Genomic DNA, 19,444 nt, shown 5'->3' with positions numbered 1-19,444 from the left:
CCAGTTGAACTCCAGCTGGTGCCTGTTAACATTTTCTGAATTCCACTCTATTATATTCTAATCATATTGGCCTGGAAATTACTCTGCTTTCACCAGAATTTTAACCTGGTTTTTCTCTTTCAACAGTGCTTCGAATCCATGCTCTACCACTTCGTCTAGGCTAATTCGTTTGGTTACCAGCTTGTCTGCTGGGAAGAAACCTTTAGCCATCAGACTAATGACCGCCGGGAATACATCACGGTAACCGATAATGCCATTGACCGTACGCTCCTTCATGACAATGGAGTTTGGCAGAATCGGTGCTTCCTGTTCAAAAATGCTGACAATCATCAATTCACCGCCAATACGCGTTGAATCAATCGCCTGCTGCAGTACCCGTGGAACACCAGTCACTTCATAAGCTACGTTCACGCCGCCTTGGGTCCGTGCATGAATTTCTTCCACAACATTGTATTGTGCAGGATCAATAACGATAGCGCCAAGTTCTTCCGCTTTGGCTTTACGTTCCTCGGATAATTCCACGACATAAATATCCGATGCACCAGAAGCTTTCAGCGCTTCAATAACCAGCAGACCGATTGGACCCGCACCAAAAACAGCCGCAGTGTCGCCGACTTTCAGTTTGCTTTGACGCACAGCATGAAGAGCTACTGCAGAAGGCTCTACCAACGCTCCTTGCTCGTACGAGATGGAATCTGGAATGGCATGCACCATATTTTCCTCAGCCGTTACATACTCCGAGAAACCTCCGCCTCCCCCAGCCAGGCCCAAGAAACCCATCTGATCGCATAAATTATATTTCCCCTGTTTGCAGGCTTCACAATGACCGCATGCATAGATCGGTTCCACCACAACACGATCACCTGCCTGAAAACGTGTCACGCCTTCTCCTACTTCAACGACTTGCCCTGAAAATTCATGCCCCATCACAACAGGTGCTTGTTCCCCTGTTAGCGGATGCGGTACTTGAGCCGGAATGAAGATCGGGCCAGCAGTGTACTCGTGCAAGTCACTGCCACAGATCCCACACCACTCCACTTTTATTTTAACCTTTCCCTGTTCAGGGCGGGGTTCATCAATATTTTCGAGACGCAAATCTTTTACTCCGTGCCAACGCAATGCTTTCATTTGTTTCATCTCCCAGATCATAAGTTTTGATATAATCGGAAACGTTTCCGTAAGTTAAATATGTCACATTTTAAATAGGCTGTCAAACATAATTTGTCACACATATGTCTATCTTATGAATTTTGCGCCGATAATTCTGGTGTACCGTCAGCCTTCAGTACACTTGCCACTTCGAAGACAGAACAACCTTACGATCGCTGTTATCCCTAGATTTTTGGATTCCCTTTTTCAAAGGAGCAAATCAGCTCTTTTGGAAACAACAGACATCTATGACCTTTCAATCGTATTCACGGGATACTTATTGGCTCAAATGTTATAATCAAGGTATAGGATTGTTCATTCCATTCGTATATATTTTCAAAATTCGGAATCGTTTCCGATTGAAGTGAGGTTAATTAAACGTGAGTAAAGATCAGAAGGTTACGATCAAGGACGTTGCAGAACTTGCAGGTGTAGGTATCGCTACCGTCTCCCGGGCCATTAACAACTCCGACGGCATCAGCAACAAAACACGAGATAAAGTCATGCAGGCCATTGAGGAGCTTGGATTTGTCCCCAATACCTCTGCCCAAAGTCTGAAAATACGCCAGACGCATCAGATCGCACTGGTTGTACCTGACATACGCAATGCCATCATTCCCGAGATCTCTTGGTCTGTGGAACAAACGGCGAAGCAGCATGGCTATCATGTGGTTCAAATCAATACGGCGGGCAATGCACGAACGGAACTGGAAACCATTCGTAATATCAAAAAGCTGCACGTGGATGGGCTTATTTTCATGCCTTTGGCATACCCCAAAACATTGCCTGACTTAATTGATAAAGCCCCTCTGCCTATTTCCATGATAAATTACGGTAAAAAGCTGGACCCCGGCATGAAAGCAGATGTCGTTTCTCTTTCACAGCCTGAAGGGAAACTGGTGATGGAACATCTGATTAAGATTGGACGAACCCGCATTGCATACGCCGGTGCTCCCAAAGATATTATTGAAGAGCGTTATCGGGCTTATGAGCAGGCAGTCGGACATGTAGACATCTCGCTTGTTTACTTCGGAGAAGATTTTTCATTGAATACGGGAGCCAATGCAGCAGATTATTTCCATGGGCTTACTCACATGCCAGATGCCGTATACGCGATTAATGATATGGTTGCCATCGGACTAGTAAATCGGTTTAAAAAACTGGGCGTTCGTGTACCTGAGGATATTGCTGTTGTAGGCGTTGATAACAACCAATGGACTACCGTTTCGTCTCCGCAGATCAGTTCAGTCTCGATTATGGGCGAAGAAGTAGCAAGGCTTGCAACGGAATTGCTGTTAAAACGGATTCGCGAGATGAGTACCACCGATTATGAGCATATTCAATTTGAGCCAAGGTTAATTGTGCGCGAGTCCAGTGTTGCCATGATCCGTTCATCTTCACAAGGACCACACGCATAAGAACGGTTGTGAAGACATGGATCTAATGGACAAACCTTCAAAAACACAAAAAGAGGTGTTCTCCAGGAATGAATTTCCGTCCTGAGAAACACCTTTTTTATCTTCACTCACACACTTATATCTCAAAACCACCTCCAAGCAATTACTTCTTCGGAAGCAGTTGTCTGATTGGTGTTCCCTTCAAAAACATCTCAATATCTTCTACAGTATGGTTAAAATAAATGGCATAGTTGCCTTGAGTCACATAACCAATGTGTGGTGTTGCCAACAAATTGGGCAGCGTCCGCAATATATGATTTACAGGAAGAGGTTCCTGTTCATATACATCCACCCCTGCCCCTGCTATCCACTCATTCTGTAAGGCTTCAACCAGCGCCTCCTGATCCACAATGCCTGCACGGGACGTATTGATCAATAAAGCGGTATTTTTTATCCGTTGGAACTCGGCTCGTCCAATCAGATTACGAGTGCGATCACTGAGCACCAGATGAATGGAGACAATATCACTTTGTTCAAGCAGCTGTTCCTTGGTTTCTGCCCATTGGACTCCCTGTTCCTCTGCTCTTGCTTGTGTCAAGTTCTCACTCCACGCGATCACTTTCATGCCAAAGGCTTGTGCAATCTCTGCCATCCGGCTGCCAATCTTGCCTAAACCGAGCAGTCCCAATGTCTTTCCGTACAAATCCATGCCAACTGTACTCTGCCAATTCCGATTGGAACGCAGTGCGTTATTTTCGGTTACCAGCTGTCTGGACAGACCCAGAATCAGCGCCCATGTCAGTTCCGTCGGCGGGTTCGAGCTGCCTTCGGTGCCACAGACAATTACTCCGCTTTCTTCCGCAGCCTCGAGGTCAATGGAGGCATTGCGCATGCCGCTTGTAATCAGAAGCTTGAGTTTGGGCAATTGAGTGATCACGGATTTAGGGAAAGGTGTACGTTCACGCATCAAGACAATCACTTCAAAATCCTGCAGTTCCTGAACAACCTTCTCTTCTGATCCCAGGTAATGATTAAATGTGTGAACCTCAACCCGATCCAGGATGGGAGTCCAATCCGCTGAAGAAAGGGCAACATTCTGATAATCATCCAATATGGCACAACGCAACTTCGTCTGCATGGTTGAATCTCCTCCTCGTATAAGTGCATCATCGAACAATGTTTGAAAATGTTACCCGCATATGTAACTCATATTATACATTCATAATTTAATCTATACCCTATCTGCATTGTATCAACTCAGACCCCGATCTGCCCAATGCCCTCAGACACAAAAAAAGCAGGAGTAGGCTTCCCGCTTCTTGCTATCCGTTCAAAACAGTTTAAAAAGCAGCGCCGTAATGAGGATCGCAATCGCCACTTGAAACAAAGACCGTATTTTCCAGAAAATTTTATCCAGTTTCGATTGATCATTCTCTGTCAGGGAACCCACGATAGCAATAAAAGCAAGTAACCCAATCACAATCAAGCTGAACTCGATGATCCCCATCCCGCCGAATGTCGTTAGCAGCGCACCGATAATGTAAAAAGCGACAAGGTAGATCCAATGAAAATAACGCTCCATATGAACACCCTTTTCTAAGAATAGAATCCTTTCCTGACTACTCAAGCAACGATAACGTAACCTTCATACTCTGCTGCACAAACGAACGATCCGGTTCCGATTTCATCATAACGGTTAATCCAATCATCGATACAACCAGCGACTTGGAGAGCGCAATTGCGTCGAGATCATCAGACAATTCCCCGGTTCCCTGCCCCCGTTCAATCGTTTGCTTGAAAATCGCCGCCAGATACATCTGGTGCTCCCGTGTAAGAACAGCAAATTTGGGATCATGCGGAGCCAGTTCAACCATCGTATTGATGCAAAAACAGCCGTGACGAGGATCTGTCACATCCCCTTCAGCTCCAATATGTTCAAATAATGCACGGAAGGCCTCTTTTACAGAGGATGTATGCTGAAGTCTGGATCTGACCTGAGCGGCATGCAAAGTCGTATACCTGCGAAGTGCCGTTTCAAACAATTCCTTTTTGTCACCAAAAGCCGCATATAAACTGGGACGCTGAATACCCATGGCTGTCGTCAGATCACTTAAGGATGTCGCTTCAAACCCTTTATCCCAAAATATCTGCATCGCTGCTTCCAGTGCCTTATCCGTATCAAATTCCCGTTGTCTAACCATGCATTCACCCCCTTTGTGTATCAATCAGTATATAAATATACTAATCTACACTGAATTCCCATGTCAAACCAATCGCACTTTATAAAAAGAAAAATAGTCGATCTCTCACAACCCTTGACATCATATCAAAGCATGAAGTATGTTTATTCCGAATCATAATGTACTGATCAGTATATTTAAATCCAACAGCATTCATCCTGCTCTCCTAACTTATCATATTCGAATACGGAAAGGTGAATCATTCATGCAAAATCCATCTCATCTAGCACATCCCTCCAACGAAGGACATCCGAGCATGTCCCGGCTTGTCGCGCTGTTATTTGCCCTGTGCAGCGGACTGGCGGTAGCCAATATTTATTACGCCCAGCCTTTGCTCGACTCCATTGCTAAAGATTTCAGTCTCGCTCATTCATCCATTGGGATCGTTATCACCGTAACCCAAGTCTGTTACGCCCTCGGCTTATTATTACTCGTTCCCCTTGGTGATCTATTGAATCGGCGCAAGCTGATCATCATCCAGATGCTTTTATCCGTAATCGCCCTGATTGCTGTCGGCACCTCATCATCCAGCCAGGCTTTATTCATTGGAATGGCGGCTATCGGGCTGCTCGCCGTGATTACTCAAACACTTGTTGCCTTTGCCGCCTCCCTTGCTGCACCGTCTGAACGAGGGCGCATCGTCGGTCTGGTCACAAGCGGGATCGTCATCGGCATATTGCTGGCGCGAACCATTGCAGGTACCTTGAACGATTGGATCGGCTGGAGATCGGTCTATCTCTTCTCTGCCAGTCTGACTTTACTGGGGATTATCGCCCTGTTTCTTGTACTCCCAAAACACGAACCGGAGCGAGAAAAACTAAGCTACACCGAATTGATCGTTTCTGTCCTGCAATTGTACCGTGAACTGCCTGTTCTTCGAGTACGCGGCGTTCTTGCCACGTTGATCTTCACAGCCTTCAGTATCTTGTGGACGTCCATGGTTTTACCACTTAGCGCTCCGCCACTTTCCCTATCACATACTGCGATTGGAGCCTTTGGTCTGGCAGGAGCTGCTGGCGCGTTGGCTGCTGCATGTGCAGGAAGACTGGCTGATCGGGGACTTGGGCAAAAGACGACGGGCGTCGCCCTTGTAATATTGCTTCTATCCTGGCTACCCATAGGCTATGTTCACCACTCTTTATGGCTGCTTATGGCAGGGGTGATCATGCTGGACCTTGCCGTACAGGCCGTACATGTCACCAGCCAGAGCCTGATCTACGAAGTTCGACCTGAAGCGCAGAGCCGTTTGACGGGCGCCTACATGATCTTTTATTCGATAGGCAGTGCTATCGGCTCCATTGCTTCCACTCAAATGTACGCCTGGGCAGGTTGGACTGGTGTTTGCTGGCTGGGTGCAGGCGTTAGTGCCGCTGCGCTTCTGTTCTGGGTCTTTGATCGTTACATCCATCGGAATACGGGTCACTAAATTAATCCAGCTTATTCCACACCACGATAAACAGAGTGGCTAACGAACCAAATAACAGGGAAATCAGAAACCAGTTCCGTCCACTTCTGTTTTTTCCCTGAGCAAGTCCGGCATTAATAAGGGCAAGTGTGCCCCAACCCACAAAATATTCGTTTTCCATCATTTATCAATCTCCTCTTAAATGATCGGCTCTATCTGCTGCTCAAGCAACGCCTTAAGTTTCATATTCCGGCTCTCCAGGAAAGCCTGCATGTACCTCTTGAGTACAATACGCTCTGTGACCCATCCCAGAACACCAAGAGGAGCTTCAAATCTCAGTGTATCTCTCATACAAGTCGTCTGCTCACCAAGCTTGCTAAAGCTGTGTTCATGTCTCATGCTTTTGAAAGCGCCTTTCTCCATCTGATCCACAAAAAGATGCGGCCGATTGTACTCGGCGATCCGGGAAGTCAGCTTCTGCCTAATCCCGAAATGGCTTGCTTCGAAAGTTACCGTATCGCCTTCGCCAATTCTTCCCGTTGTAACACCTGCTATAGCCCGTTCACGGGTATGATTCCAGACCGTCCGGGTATGAATATTAATATCCCTTGCATAGTCAAAGCATCGCTCAATGGGGGCATGTATTGTAATCTCGGTTACCACTTCAATCAAGGACGATCTCTCCTTTTCTGCTTCCTTTTCCTAAAAAGGAAGATTAAGGTCTTTGCAAAGTATACTCCTGGTCTCCATGTAGAACAACGTCAGGGGTATGAAAAAAAATTAAAACGGGTCCCCTGTCATCGTACAGGAGGCCCGTTTTCCGTATGAATTCATTTGTTATTCAAACTCAGATGATTAACTCATTAATGGCGAGCGTGCGCTCTTTGGACAGATCACGATATTGTTCCGATTCCACCTTAATCAGTGGTTTGAAAATATCGGAAGTATTGTTCATGACAATAACGCCCCGCTCGCCGTTGCTCAGAAGCACTTGTTTACCAATAAAATTAGGAAGCAGATGCTGCATCAAGGCCTGAACCGGCTTCTCATTCAATTTGCCGAATCCCATCGCATAGATATCGCGCAAGTTATTGATCAGATTCGGATTGCTGCTTCCATGACTGCCCGATCTCATCCCGATGTAAATGTCAGCGACAGCTACGATCTGTGTGTATGGGTGAATTTCATCTTTTTTAAGTTGCATCGGATAACCGGTACCATCCTCCAGTTCATGATGCTGAAGAGCTACCAGTGCAGTGGCTTCATCCGTCATGGAACTTTTGATAATATCATGTCCATAGATCGTATGACGTTGCAATTCAAGCTGTTCATCTGCAGTTAACGGTTCCATCTTGTTGCGAATCCGGTGGGATACTCTGCATTTGCCGATATCATGTAGATAGCCACCACGACTGATCTGGTAACTCTCTTTTTGAGAATAACCAAGCCAGTTAGCCAGGTAAAATGACAACAGTCCAACCTGAATGGAATGCGTGTAGTTATTAACATCATCCCGTTCCAGCATCATCAGGAGATGTACGACATCCTTTTGCTCGTCCAGTCCCTCCACCATCGGTTGAAGCGCATCGTCCACCATCGTTGCATTGAACTTGCCCACGGTAAGTGCTTCGAGAAACGCGGATTGATAATTATGTACGGTTTGTATAAATTGGGATTTCATTTCTTCTTCAGGCGGTTCTTCCTTGGTGCTTGTGCTTGCTCCAGATGCAAATTTTGCCGCAGCAGCAAAGAATTCCGCTTCCGTGATCTCTTCCTCGCGTGGTTCAATATCCACATAGTCCACGCGGTGCTGCATCAGCAAGGTGATATCTTCACTTTTGATCACAGTACCCTGACCCAGAACGTGTAATCCCGCTTCGCTGAAAGTATCCGCAGTCAGACGGTCTCCATCTTGCAGGTTCATAATATGGATTCTCAAATCGGTATTCCCCCTGAACAATCATTTATAGTCAACAGTACCCGTTAGATCGGGTCCCAAAAATCCCTATACTACTTTATATCGATATAATCTTTCTTTTTCTCCATAGTCCAAACGACCTTAATCGCAAAAGGAAATACGAACGTATAAGACTTTATTCTCACTCCCATTTTCAAAAAAGTCCCGGTTTGAATTCGTGTTTAGATAACTGATATCTCGTTTTACACATATATAACCAAAAAGCCCAAAAAAACCTTTGGGCCTTTATTGAATTCAACTATATTTTGATCGAGCTCAGACTCGCTCCCTGTACAAAAAAGCGTTCAATACCCTTCTCAACAGATGGGTCTGGAATTAACGGAGGCGCCTGATGCGGCTTCACTCTGGCATCGATAATGATCTGGTCGCAGCCCCAATGTTTATAGTTGTAGCTGCTGTTTACACCGTACATATCATGGGACGGATTACTGCGAGTAAATGTCGCCCACAAGAAATTACTGAGATTCGCACTCAGGAAAGAGCTATCGTCACATAATACGATCATCGGACAGGAAGACAGATCTCCTTTTTCCTTCAGCATGTCTGTAAATGCCTTCATTTCTTGTTCTGTATCCGCATAACTGGTGAACGGCGTACCCTGAATAGCTACAATTCCTGGCATCACAAGCTGTGGATTGTTATAACTCCGAATATCTTTCAATGTCTCTGGTACTTCACGACACAACTCCCGAACCTTGTCCCCGTAGGCTGCAAATACAACCTTACTGCCACTGTTTAATCCAGTTCCCGAGTAATCCAGCGTATCAATCGTTGTATTGGTATGGAAATGAATGTCCCGCTGCAGATCCATTCGTTCCAGGATATACGTCAGGAATTCCACTTCCCGATGCGTATCCAGCGGTTGCTGATCCTCTGCTGTAATAAACAAGTACTTCGCCAGACTGAGCTGACCTGTACCCAGAATACGACTCGCAATCGTCAGCAGCTCTGTTGGCTGTTTTACCGTCTGATACGGCGTGTAACGCTCACTTCCAATTGCGAACAGCAGCGGATGCACTCCTGCTGCATCGACTGCATGGACTTCTTTTACCCCCGGAATCTCCTGTTTAATGGCATCACCCGTAATTTCGTGAATCAGATCCCCAAATGCCGTATCCTCTTGCGGCGGACGACCCACCACGGTAAATGGCCAAATCGCGTTCGGCTTGGCGTACACTTTATGCACTCTCATTAACGGGAACGGATGCGTCAGACTGTAATATCCCAGATGATCACCAAACGGTCCCTCAGGCTTCGTCTCGTCCGGATAAATCTCACCCGTGATGACAAAATCGGCGTCATTGCTGATGCAATATCCATCCTTATAGCTGTAACGGAAGCGACGCCCGGCAAGCAGTCCTGCGAAAGTCATCTCACTGAGTCCTTCTGGCAAAGGCATCACTGCAGAAAGTGTATGTGCCGGCGGGCCTCCAATAAAGATGCTTACTTTCAGAGGTTCTCCCTTTTTGACTGCTTTGGCCTGATGAATACCGATTCCGCGATGAATCTGATAGTGAAGTCCAATTTCCCTATTCAGTTCATAATCATTTCCACTTAGCTGTACCCGGTACATGCCCAGATTAGAGTTCATGATGCCTGGCTTGTCCGGGTCCTCCGAATAGACCTGAGGCAGCGTAACGAATGCTCCGCCATCCATGGGCCAATGCTTGATTAACGGCAGATCAGAGATCTGAATCTCTTGCGCGGTTACTGGCAAACTGATCGACTTCTGCTTGGGCAGAGCCTGCCAGGCGGCAAGACCTGTGCTGATATGCTGAAATGGCGTTTTGAGTGCCTTCATTGGATCATCCCGGACAGCCATGACACGTTGTACACCTTCAAGCGTTCCACGGAACATGAATTTGCTTCGTTCCAGTGTACCGAACAGGTTCGAAACAGCTTGGAACTTCGAGCCTTTCACATTTTCGAAAAGCAACGCTGGGCCTTTCGCCTCATGTACTTTCATATGTATTGCTGCCATCTCCAAATGAGGGTCCACTTCTTCCTTCACTCGAATCAAATGTCCATGCTGCTCCAGATCGTTAATGCAATCTTCCATATTGCGATATTTCATTGGATGGCTCCATTCTTTGTATAATCAATTATTATGTTCATATATTCACATAGGTGTGAAGAATAGCGGATTGAATAAAAATGATTGATGCTCGCGTCTCTTCTATATTATCAAATGATCTATCGCTTAACAAAACAATATATACAATTTGTCCCGCAGCACTCACCAAAAAGCAATATTTAGGCAACCTGAGTCCAGTATTCATAAGGACCATGGTTGCTTAAATATTGCTTTTTGGGCTTATTTAAGATGTAGCAAACGGTCTGGGAATTGTAACCATAAACTGCGTTCCTTCTCCAACCCTACTCTCCACATCAATTGTACAATCATGCAATTTCAATATTTTAATCACGATGGAAAGCCCTAATCCATTCCCTTTAAGAGCGCTGCTTCGCGCTTTGTCCACCATATAAAATCGATCAAAGATATACGGAAGGGCTTCCTCCGGTATTCCTTGTCCTGAGTCTCTAATCGTTACCTTCACGAATGAAGTAGACATCTCGATTTCAACATGGATGCTACCATCAGAACCCGTATATTTTATAGCGTTGTTGATTAAATTTTGCCAGACCTGCTCAAACAGATCTTTATCAACCGTGATTTCGCAAGGCAATAAATCCAATTCAATCTTGATATTTTTGCGCGCCCACTGGGGTTCCGCTAATACGATCGTTCTTCTTAATTGTTCATCTAATTGGAATGTGGTGAGATTAAACGGATGGTGCTCCGAATCAAGTGAGGCTAGCCGGAGTAAATTATCACTAAGCCTGGACAAGCGTAATGTTTCCTCATATATGATATCCAGATGCTCTTTCTGCTCTTCCAACGGGATGACGCCATCTTGCAGCGCTCTAGTAAAACCTCTAATGGATGTAAGAGGAGACTGCATTTCATGTGAGACGTTACTGACAAAATCATCACGAATGGAGTCTATTTTTTGCAACTCACTGGCCATATGATTAAAGCTCTCCATCAGCTCACCAAACTCATCCTGATTATGATGTTTCAACCGTACAGTTAGATCGCCTGATGCCATTTTCTTAGCTGCAGCCGTTAGTCTTTTGATAGGTCTCACAATGTACCCAGACATAAACATGATTAATAAGCTTCCTATAACCAGGACAGTTAGTAGCGATATAAATAGTGTACGTTTCACATTATGAAAAATCGATGAAAAATTAATTTTGATAAGGAGCGCATCTTTCTCATCTTTCATCCTGGGAACACCAACGAACGCTGTTTCATCTTTATTGGAAAGAATAAACGCTTCCGTGGTATTTTCATCAAATAATTCATGAACTTTATCTGCTGGAAAGGAAGCAAGCACTTCACTTTGTTCATTCACAGCATTTATGTTCAAGCCATATCGCGCAAAGAGATTCAATCCAGTTTTCACCTTTTCCGGATCATCGATCAGGTTTATCATCGAAGCGATATCTTCGGCAATGGTAACCATGGTATGATTCGGTGTCTTTTCCTGAGGTCGCATGTTTAGTATAAAGGAGAGAATCAAACTGACAATCACAATACCAATAAATGTAGCTACGATTCGTAGGCGCAGGCTTTTACTCACTATTTTCATACAAGCTCCAGACGATATCCTAGTCCTCTGATTGTCGAAATAATCAGTTCCGGGATTGGTTCAAGCCGTTCTCTTAACCTTTTAATATGCACATCAACAGTACGTTCATCACCTTCATAATCGAGTCCCCATATATCTTCTATAAGCTGTGTACGTGTGAATATTTGCCCTGGCAAACTCGCCAAAGCAAACAACAATTCACATTCCTTCTTTTTCAATTCAACTGTATGCGCTCCTGCAACGACTGTCAAATTGCTCAGATTAATCGTTGCACCGCCTATATGAATTACATTTGATGATACCTTGTTGTATCTCTTCATTAAAGATTTGACACGCAAGATTAACTCTACAGGATCAAAAGGTTTTACTAAATAATCGTCTGACCCTGCATTAAATCCTTTGACTTTATCCTTGGATTCTCCTTTGGCAGTCACCATCAGAATTGGAATATCCATATAAGATCGAATATCTTCGGTCAGTTCAATACCGTCTACACGTGGCATCATCACATCAACAATCGCCAAATCAATTTTCGTATGAGACAAGATGTTCAGCGCTTCTTGTCCGTCCGGCGCTTCCACTACGGAAAACTGATTGGTTTCAAGGTATATACGAATTAATTTGCGGATATGGGAATCATCATCAACCACAAGAATCGTGTTCATTCATCTATTATCCTTTCAATAATCTTATTTATTCATATCGTAAGGACTCCATTGGATCCAGTTTGGCAGCTTTGGATGAAGGCATCAAACCCGCAATGATACTGATTAGTGTACTTACAGCGATGCCAAACACGATATAATATCCAGATAGATTAATCAATTTTGCCCCAAAAGCATTGTCCAGGAAAATGTTTAGCACATAGCTAATTATCGCTGCAAGGATAACGGCAATAACACCACTGAATATACCTAATAAGGCAGATTCGGAAAAGAATATTCGCTTAATATCCTTTTTCCTTGCTCCAATCGCTCGAAGAATTCCGATTTCCTTCGTCCGTTCTACTACACTAATGTACAGCACCACCAATATCATAATCCCTGATACGATTAATGAAATTCCGGCAATGCCAGCCAGAACGATCGTAGCCATGTTTACATAGGTCGTGATACGCTCCATGATCTTCGCCGTTTGGGAGCCCGAGAAACCTGCATCCACAGCTGCGGCATTAATATCATTCACATATTTCATATCGGTTGCATAAGCATTAACTTGAATCGGGCCAATGGTCATTCCATTATCAGTGTACATCTGTTCTAGCGTTTGTAAAGGAAGATACCCCGGAGTCTGCTGCATCGGAGTTTGTTGACCCGTCGCTTCATACACACCTGAGATCGTAACTTCTTTTTCTAAGATGATTGGTTTGTGGTTAGCATCCATTTCATTAATATATAGATGGATGGATTTGCCTATCATAGAATCAGGTTGATCATTTCCACTTAATTTATTCGCCGTTTTCAACGGCAATAGGATTTGATTGCCTTCTGGAAAAGTTCCTGCCGTAATCGTTTCTTTATCAAAAGCATCTGTAAAGGTCGTTAACTGAGTGAGTCCCTCCGACTGTTCTTCATACACCAGAGTCGATTTTCCATCCACGGAGGTAATCGTCTCCACATGATCCACATTCGGAAGATTACGAATGGTTTCAATATCAGCATCTGTAAATGGCTGTCCTGTTGTCATCAGAGCTTCCGGTCCGCGCAGGTCACTTGCTTCTTCACTCGGTTTAGTGATGTCCACGAGTAGTGGATCCATACTTGCATTAATTTCGTTATTCATATAACTCGTAATTCCATTTCCTAGAGAGAGCATCAGGAGTACGCTTAAAATACCTATCGATCCCCCCAATGCTACCAGTACATTGCGCTTGCCGTTGAGTTTCATATTTTGGAGTGCCATCTTGAAAGAAGCAAGTAAACCCAGGTTTCTGGAAGTCTCATCACTACCCTCATAGGACGTCAAGGAACGATCTTTTAAATGAATATCATCCTTAATTCGTCCCTCCTCTACCTTCACAATACGTGTACCGGAATCAGCTACTTTCTGCGAGTGAGTTACGGCAATCACCAGCATCCCTTTTTGGGCAATACTGTCCAGCAAAGCCAGGATTTGATCTCCGTTTTCCTTATCCAGAGCACCCGTCGGCTCATCGGCCAAAATAATGTCTGGATTGTTTGATAATGCGCGGGCAATAGAGACTCTTTGTTTCTGTCCACCCGACAGCTGGTTGGGCCGTTTATTCAGATGATTTTTCAGCCCTACCTCGGTCAAAATATCTATAGCGCGCTTATTTCGTTCCTTCTCACTTGTATCCGTCATTTGCATAGCGATCGTAACATTTTCCAGCACAGATAGATGCGGGATCAGATTGAAATTTTGGAACACAAAGCCAATATTATTCTTCCGATAATCGTCCATTTCCTTCTCAGTCATCGCACTTAAGTTCTTTCCACGAACGAGAATATCCCCTTCAAAATCGGAGTCCATCCCACCAATAATATTCATAAGGGTCGACTTTCCGCAACCCGATTCACCAAGGATCGAGACGAATTCTCCTGTCTCAAAGCTCAAATTCACATCATGGAGCACGGGAACCTTTTCCTTACCATACAACGTATATGATTTCTTCACATGTTTAACTTCTAATATGGTCATCTTGATCTCTTCCTCTCCAAGTCATACACTCTATCTATTTGTTTGATTTACTTTTCACATTCTAACAAATTTGTGTGAACTGATAATGAACTGGACAATCCGCGTCTGCCTGCCAAAAAAATACACCTGAAATTATTTGAAGTGACTACTATCAAGTAATTGCGGTGTCAAAAATCAATATATAAAGCAAAACAGAGCCCTTTATGCTCAGGACTCCGTTTGTTTTAGTTTGCTCGAAAACGTTCATCGTTTAAAGAAATACTTATTGGTTTAAACCCTCTGCTTGGACTGCATACAGATCTGTCCGGCTTTTTCATTAAATCGCTTCAACAATACGCTTCGCCCGAATCTCTACCTGACGGAAAAGTTCCTCCTCATTAATCGTTAACAGCTGCCTGCCTCTCATCAGCACACGGCCATTCACAATCGTGGTATCTACATCAGCACCATTCACGCTGTAAGCAAGCAATGATTCCAGCTCGTGAACAGGCTGCAAATGGGGTTTCTTCAAATCAATCAGAATCAGGTCGGCCTTGCGCCCAACTTCCAGAACCCCTACATCGTGCTGAATATTTAGGAGCTCTGCACTTCCGCGGGTAGCCATTCGGAGAATTGCTTTTGCCGGCAACCGGGTGGGATCACCATAATCCAGCTTCTGCAGCCAGGTCGCAGCCTTGATCTCTTCAAACATATCGACGGTTGTCGCACTTCCCGCTCCATCGGTTCCAAGACCCATGTTAATTCCCTGTGCAATCATCTCGGTAATCGGAGCGATTCCGCAGCCCAGCTTCAGATTGCTTACCGGATTGTGTGCTACTCCACCACGCATTCCTTTCAATCTGCCAATATCTCTGCGATTCAGGTGTACCCCATGGGCGAGCAATACGTGTGCACGTTCGAACATGCCCGCCTCTTGCAAATATTCGGTAGGAGTCATGTCATAACGATCACGAATTTTCACAACTTCTTCTTTGGTCTCAGCCAGATGAATGTGGATGGGTACGTTCTCCTGCTCCGCCATCGTGATCACTTCCCGCAAAGGTTCTACTGGGCAAGTATAGGGAGAATGCGGGCCATACATCGTCGTAATTCGGCCCTCTGCCTTGCCAGACCAACGTTGAACCAAATCCACCGCTTCCTGTAATCTGCGTCCTCCATCATCCTCTACGAACACCATTCCGCGTGTGAGTGATGCCCGAATACCAGTTTCCGTTACCGCTTCTGCGATTTCATTCATATGAATGTACATATCAGCGTAAGCTGTAGTTCCTGAACGGATCATCTCGGCGATGGATAATTGCGCTCCCCAGTATATATCTTCAGGAGTCATCCGCGCTTCAGCGGGCAGCATCTTACGGTCAAGCCAGTCCATGAGCTTCAGATCATCGGAAAATCCTCGTAACAGACTCATCGGTGTATGCTGATGAGCATTGATCAAGCCCGGCATTGCCAATTTGTGTTTACCGTCTATGATATCATCATCCGGTTGAGCCTGAATGTGGGAAGCAATCTCTGCGATGCGGTCGCCTACAATGCGAATATCCCCCGTGAAGGGGGATTCGTTGTCTTTCATAGTTAAGATTTTGGCTTGCTGGATTAACATACTCATTCGTTTCACAACTCCTCTAGATTTGGATTGTCTTACTTCCAAATCAGAGGATAAGCCTTTACGTAACGTCAAGGTCAAGGTCGAGGTTAAGTTAATTTTTGAGTTGTCATTGTTCTGAACGTTTGGATAAAAGGCTTGGGATCTATGTTGACCATATAAGGGTAGACTCCAGTGCTCGTATGGAGATAGAAAAATCCACCTTCATTGCCCATCCTCCGAAAAGACATGTCGAACACTTCCGTAATATTAAACTGGCGGTATTTCGTTACAATCTTGTCCGAATACAGGATCATGGACCGATCACTCTGCAGTATTTCCTGTGCGAGACCTTTCACTTCTCTCTGTACTTTGTAGTAGGGCAATACAGCTATGCAGTTCATGATCTCCCTCCGTTCTAGCCATAATTATTTGTTCCATCATAGCAGATCGGAGAGCCTTAGCAAAAAAATGATCCAAGAACATATATGATTTACGTGATCTTCGTTGTTACTTTCAATGGGACACGAAGTGCTTCCTGAATGTTCTGCAAAGACAGGCACTGTTCGATGTGGAAAACACCATGCGGCAGTTCCGTCCGATACATTCGCTCTGCTACTGCCGCAGCAACGGCTGCTGTTGCATCTGCTTCACGCTCGCCAACCAGCAGCTGTTCGACATGGATTGGCTTGCCCTTTTTCCAACCTACCGCATCTACCTTAACTGCAAACATCGGCTCCCCTCCGGGAATAACCCCAAATGCCTTGACGGTACCGTTTCGAAGGGAGGGAATACGCAGCAGTGTGAACAGTCCCATACGTTTCGAGATCGCCATGGATCTGGTTATCCAACGGGAATCGAGACATAATCTGGTGGACACCGTCGGAATACGAAGTGTACGAGCAACGACATGCTGATCCGAAAAGTTAAACCGATACGCTTTCCTGCGACCCAGGTCTGCGCCAAAATCAATCCATTTACCATCGTGAAAACTTTGTACTTCGGCTGGTTCACCCTTTTTCATGACCTGATAGGTAGCATTCATCTGATCCACAGTCCACTCTACTGCGGCTTTCCCGTGTTTCTCACCCAGTCCCAGCATAACGGTAATGTCTGCTTCGTCCACTTGTTCCATATGAGCACCCGCTTCACGTACAAGCAAATTGGTCACACCAGGCGACAGTCCCACACTGAGCATGGCTGTTGCTTTGGAACGCTGCATTTTGGAATGCAACTGTTCGACCTGACCCAGGAAATCATAATTGGCCGAAATATCGATATAATCTGTCCCTGCTTTCGCACAAGCCTCGACAAATCGGGTATCCGTCTGGTCCACACACATGATCACCAACTTGACGGAATGAAGCAGAACAGGATCAATCGTTTTTCGTACATCCAATTGAAGCGGCTGAACTATACCTTCTGTGGATCGGCTGAATTCTTCAGCCCGGTTCATCCGCGTACCTGCCGCCCATACCTTGCCTGGAAACGAGCGTGCCAGTTGCGTACATATCATTTGCCCCACTTGACCATATCCACCAACAACCCAAATCTGGTCTTTCGCAGACTCCACTTTAGATTCGTTTCGCATAATATCCCTCCACCCAGAATGCTCCGAAATAACGTGTAATGTGCGAGAAGCCGCATTCTGCCAAAAGCTCTATCATCAGTTCAGATGAGATGGGGTCCGACTCTCGGCCAAGGGAAGCTGCAAACCGCTCCCATTCTTCAGGCTGGACACTGTTACTTAACATGTGATCCTGCCAGGCTTGCATCATGGTTGAATATACAGGCGAACGAAGATCGGCATTCACTGCTGCAATAATGAGTGGTGCTCCAGGTTTGAGTCTGGTTGCAAGGTTGGACAGGAATCTTCTTTTGGACTCCATCCCCTGAATAAAATGCAGCATTAGCATGCTTGTCGCCCCGTCGTATACACCCTCTTCCGGCAACGCTTCAACCGTCATGGATTTAAGTTGCACTCTGGCGTTGATACCCGCTTCTTGGACTCTTCTTTCTGCTAACTGAAGCATCCGCTGGGATGGATCTACTCCAGTAAACGTCCATCCCACATGTCGCGTCCCAAGCAGAGCCATTTCTTTACCTCCCCCGGCTCCGACAATAAGTATTTTAGCTTCGTTGTTATCTGTTATAGAAGCGGCAAGCAGCCGCTCCATCAGATCATGCATATGAGAATAACCCGGAATTTTCAGGGCTATCGATTGTTCGTAACGGTTTTCATCCGCCGTATCCCAGCTCATAGATGATTGATTGTGGTCCATCGATACTACACTCCTCATGAATTCAAGTTAGACTTGACTCTTCCTTTGTCTAATTTCATTATAGAAGGATACGCAGAGCGAACAATCCCAGAACAATGGGATATCTGCATAGGGAGAGGAGCAAGCTATATGACATCACGTATGGAACGAAACCAGCGACTCATTACTTCTCTCGAAAAAGGAACATGGACCTCGCGCACCTACCGGGAAGCTGTACTGAAACAAATCCAGAACATCGTTGCCTATGATGCGTATTGCTTCACAACGGTTGATCCACAGACCCTTCTCTCAACGGGTGCCGTGACGGAAGACGGCATTGAGGCCATTCATGATCGGCTGTTCGTTAATGAATACATGGAAGAAGACATACATAAGTATGCTGATTTGATTCGCAGCGGTGAATATACAGCGATCCTTCATGCATCGATTAGCGAAAATCTTATACAAAGTACTCGATATGAACATATTCTTCAAACAGCAGGTTTCGGTGATGAACTTCGGGCCGTACTAGTGAGTGGCGGCGCCTGTTGGGGATATCTAACCCTATATCGCAAGACGGGGCAGCCAGTATTCACGGAAGAGGAGCGACTAAGCATCCAGGCATGGGCCCCTTCTATTGCATTGATGTTACGATCCACAAGTCTGACTCTTATGGACGAGATCAAGAATGGAAGTCCCTCGGAACCAGGTATTATGATCACATCGGACGCTTTCGAACTCTTATCCGTGAACGCTCCCGCTCAATATTGGCTATCGCAATTACGTTTGCTGGAGCATGTGGGACCAGATATTTTGCCACGCCCCGTCCGTGCCGTCAATTCGCACCTACAGCGTCAGATTCGTACAGATACCGATTCGACGGTTGCGCAAGAACCTGTGCATCATTCTCCTTCCAAAGTCTGTATTCAACTCTTGGATGGTCGTTACCTCGTGCTTCATGCCAGCCGCATGCAACAGCTCTCAGGACCAGATCAGATTGCCATCAGGCTTGAGCAGGCCATGCCGCAGGACTTGCTGCCTTTACTTGCAGAGAGTCATGGGTTATCCGTTCGTGAACGGGAGCTGTTAGGTTACGTGCTGCGCAGTTATTCTTC

General features: G+C 45.4%; 18 protein-coding genes. 3 read left to right on the top strand and 15 right to left on the bottom strand.

All coding sequences use genetic code 11. From position 1 onward, the window contains the following. Positions 1–78 precede the first annotated feature (78 nt). Positions 79–1,128, bottom strand: a complete 1,050-nt coding sequence (locus AMS66_RS17840) for a 2,3-butanediol dehydrogenase (protein WP_053782082.1) — start codon at positions 1,126–1,128, stop codon at positions 79–81. A gap of 401 nt (positions 1,129–1,529) precedes the next feature. Between AMS66_RS17840 and AMS66_RS17835 the strand changes: the two genes are divergently transcribed. After that, positions 1,530–2,567, top strand: coding sequence for a LacI family DNA-binding transcriptional regulator (locus tag AMS66_RS17835; RefSeq protein WP_053782081.1), 1,038 nt, complete (start codon positions 1,530–1,532; stop codon positions 2,565–2,567). A 142-nt stretch (positions 2,568–2,709) separates the two neighbouring features. Here AMS66_RS17835 and AMS66_RS17830 read toward each other — a convergent pair whose 3' ends face one another. The 3 genes from AMS66_RS17830 to AMS66_RS17820 form a co-directional block, all read right to left on the bottom strand. Then, entirely contained in the window at positions 2,710–3,684 is a 975-nt protein-coding gene (locus AMS66_RS17830; protein WP_053782080.1) for a D-2-hydroxyacid dehydrogenase family protein, read from the bottom strand. 192 nt (positions 3,685–3,876) lie between these two features. Continuing rightward, entirely contained in the window at positions 3,877–4,128 is a 252-nt protein-coding gene (locus AMS66_RS17825) for a hypothetical protein (RefSeq protein ID WP_053782079.1), read from the bottom strand. A 37-nt stretch (positions 4,129–4,165) separates the two neighbouring features. Beyond that, entirely contained in the window at positions 4,166–4,747 is a 582-nt protein-coding gene (locus AMS66_RS17820; RefSeq protein ID WP_053782078.1) for a TetR/AcrR family transcriptional regulator, read from the bottom strand. Positions 4,748–4,991: 244 nt separating this feature from the next. Here AMS66_RS17820 and AMS66_RS17815 point away from each other — a divergent pair, with 244 nt between their 5' ends. Then, a complete protein-coding gene (locus AMS66_RS17815) occupies positions 4,992–6,212 on the top strand; it encodes an MFS transporter (protein ID WP_053782077.1) in 1,221 nt (406 codons plus the stop codon). Between the two features lies 1 nt (position 6,213). Here the strand turns inward: AMS66_RS17815 and AMS66_RS32770 are convergent, their stop codons facing one another. The 11 genes from AMS66_RS32770 to AMS66_RS17765 form a co-directional block, all read right to left on the bottom strand. Continuing rightward, positions 6,214–6,375, bottom strand: coding sequence for a hypothetical protein (locus tag AMS66_RS32770; protein ID WP_160319701.1), 162 nt, complete (start codon positions 6,373–6,375; stop codon positions 6,214–6,216). Positions 6,376–6,389: 14 nt separating this feature from the next. Then, positions 6,390–6,854, bottom strand: coding sequence for an SRPBCC family protein (locus AMS66_RS17810; RefSeq protein ID WP_330219330.1), 465 nt, complete (start codon positions 6,852–6,854; stop codon positions 6,390–6,392). 184 nt (positions 6,855–7,038) lie between these two features. Next, entirely contained in the window at positions 7,039–8,130 is a 1,092-nt protein-coding gene (locus tag AMS66_RS17805) for an HD-GYP domain-containing protein (protein WP_053782075.1), read from the bottom strand. Positions 8,131–8,407: 277 nt separating this feature from the next. Next, entirely contained in the window at positions 8,408–10,243 is a 1,836-nt protein-coding gene (locus AMS66_RS17800) for a UbiD family decarboxylase (RefSeq protein WP_053782074.1), read from the bottom strand. A gap of 244 nt (positions 10,244–10,487) precedes the next feature. Further along, the gene (locus AMS66_RS17795) at positions 10,488–11,825 is read right to left on the bottom strand and encodes a sensor histidine kinase (RefSeq protein ID WP_053782073.1); all 1,338 of its coding nucleotides are present in this window, start codon (positions 11,823–11,825) and stop codon (positions 10,488–10,490) included. Then, entirely contained in the window at positions 11,822–12,490 is a 669-nt protein-coding gene (locus AMS66_RS17790) for a response regulator transcription factor (protein ID WP_053782072.1), read from the bottom strand. Before AMS66_RS17790 ends, AMS66_RS17795 begins: the two co-directional genes overlap by 4 nt. A gap of 28 nt (positions 12,491–12,518) precedes the next feature. Then, on the bottom strand, positions 12,519–14,483 hold the full coding sequence (locus AMS66_RS17785; RefSeq protein WP_053782071.1) for an ABC transporter ATP-binding protein/permease: 1,965 nt from the start codon (positions 14,481–14,483) through the stop codon (positions 12,519–12,521). A gap of 316 nt (positions 14,484–14,799) precedes the next feature. Next, positions 14,800–16,092 (bottom strand): amidohydrolase, encoded by a 1,293-nt coding sequence (locus AMS66_RS17780; protein ID WP_053782070.1) that lies wholly within the window; start codon positions 16,090–16,092, stop codon positions 14,800–14,802. An 86-nt stretch (positions 16,093–16,178) separates the two neighbouring features. Beyond that, the gene (locus tag AMS66_RS17775) at positions 16,179–16,472 is read right to left on the bottom strand and encodes a hypothetical protein (RefSeq protein ID WP_053782069.1); all 294 of its coding nucleotides are present in this window, start codon (positions 16,470–16,472) and stop codon (positions 16,179–16,181) included. 89 nt (positions 16,473–16,561) lie between these two features. Next, on the bottom strand, positions 16,562–17,659 hold the full coding sequence (locus AMS66_RS17770) for a saccharopine dehydrogenase family protein (protein ID WP_053782068.1): 1,098 nt from the start codon (positions 17,657–17,659) through the stop codon (positions 16,562–16,564). After that, complete coding sequence (locus AMS66_RS17765; protein ID WP_053782067.1) at positions 17,643–18,350, bottom strand: class I SAM-dependent methyltransferase; 708 nt, start codon at positions 18,348–18,350, stop codon at positions 17,643–17,645. Before AMS66_RS17765 ends, AMS66_RS17770 begins: the two co-directional genes overlap by 17 nt. Positions 18,351–18,479: 129 nt before the next feature. Here AMS66_RS17765 and AMS66_RS17760 point away from each other — a divergent pair. Next, positions 18,480–19,444: LuxR family transcriptional regulator (locus tag AMS66_RS17760; protein ID WP_160319700.1), on the top strand; the 965-nt coding region annotated here is incomplete at its 3' end.

Source organism: Paenibacillus xylanivorans (assembly GCF_001280595.1).
Lineage (GTDB): Bacteria > Bacillota > Bacilli > Paenibacillales > Paenibacillaceae > Paenibacillus > Paenibacillus xylanivorans.
The sequence above is the reverse complement of the archived record's forward strand: the minus strand, read 5'-3'. Positions and strand labels throughout refer to the sequence as shown.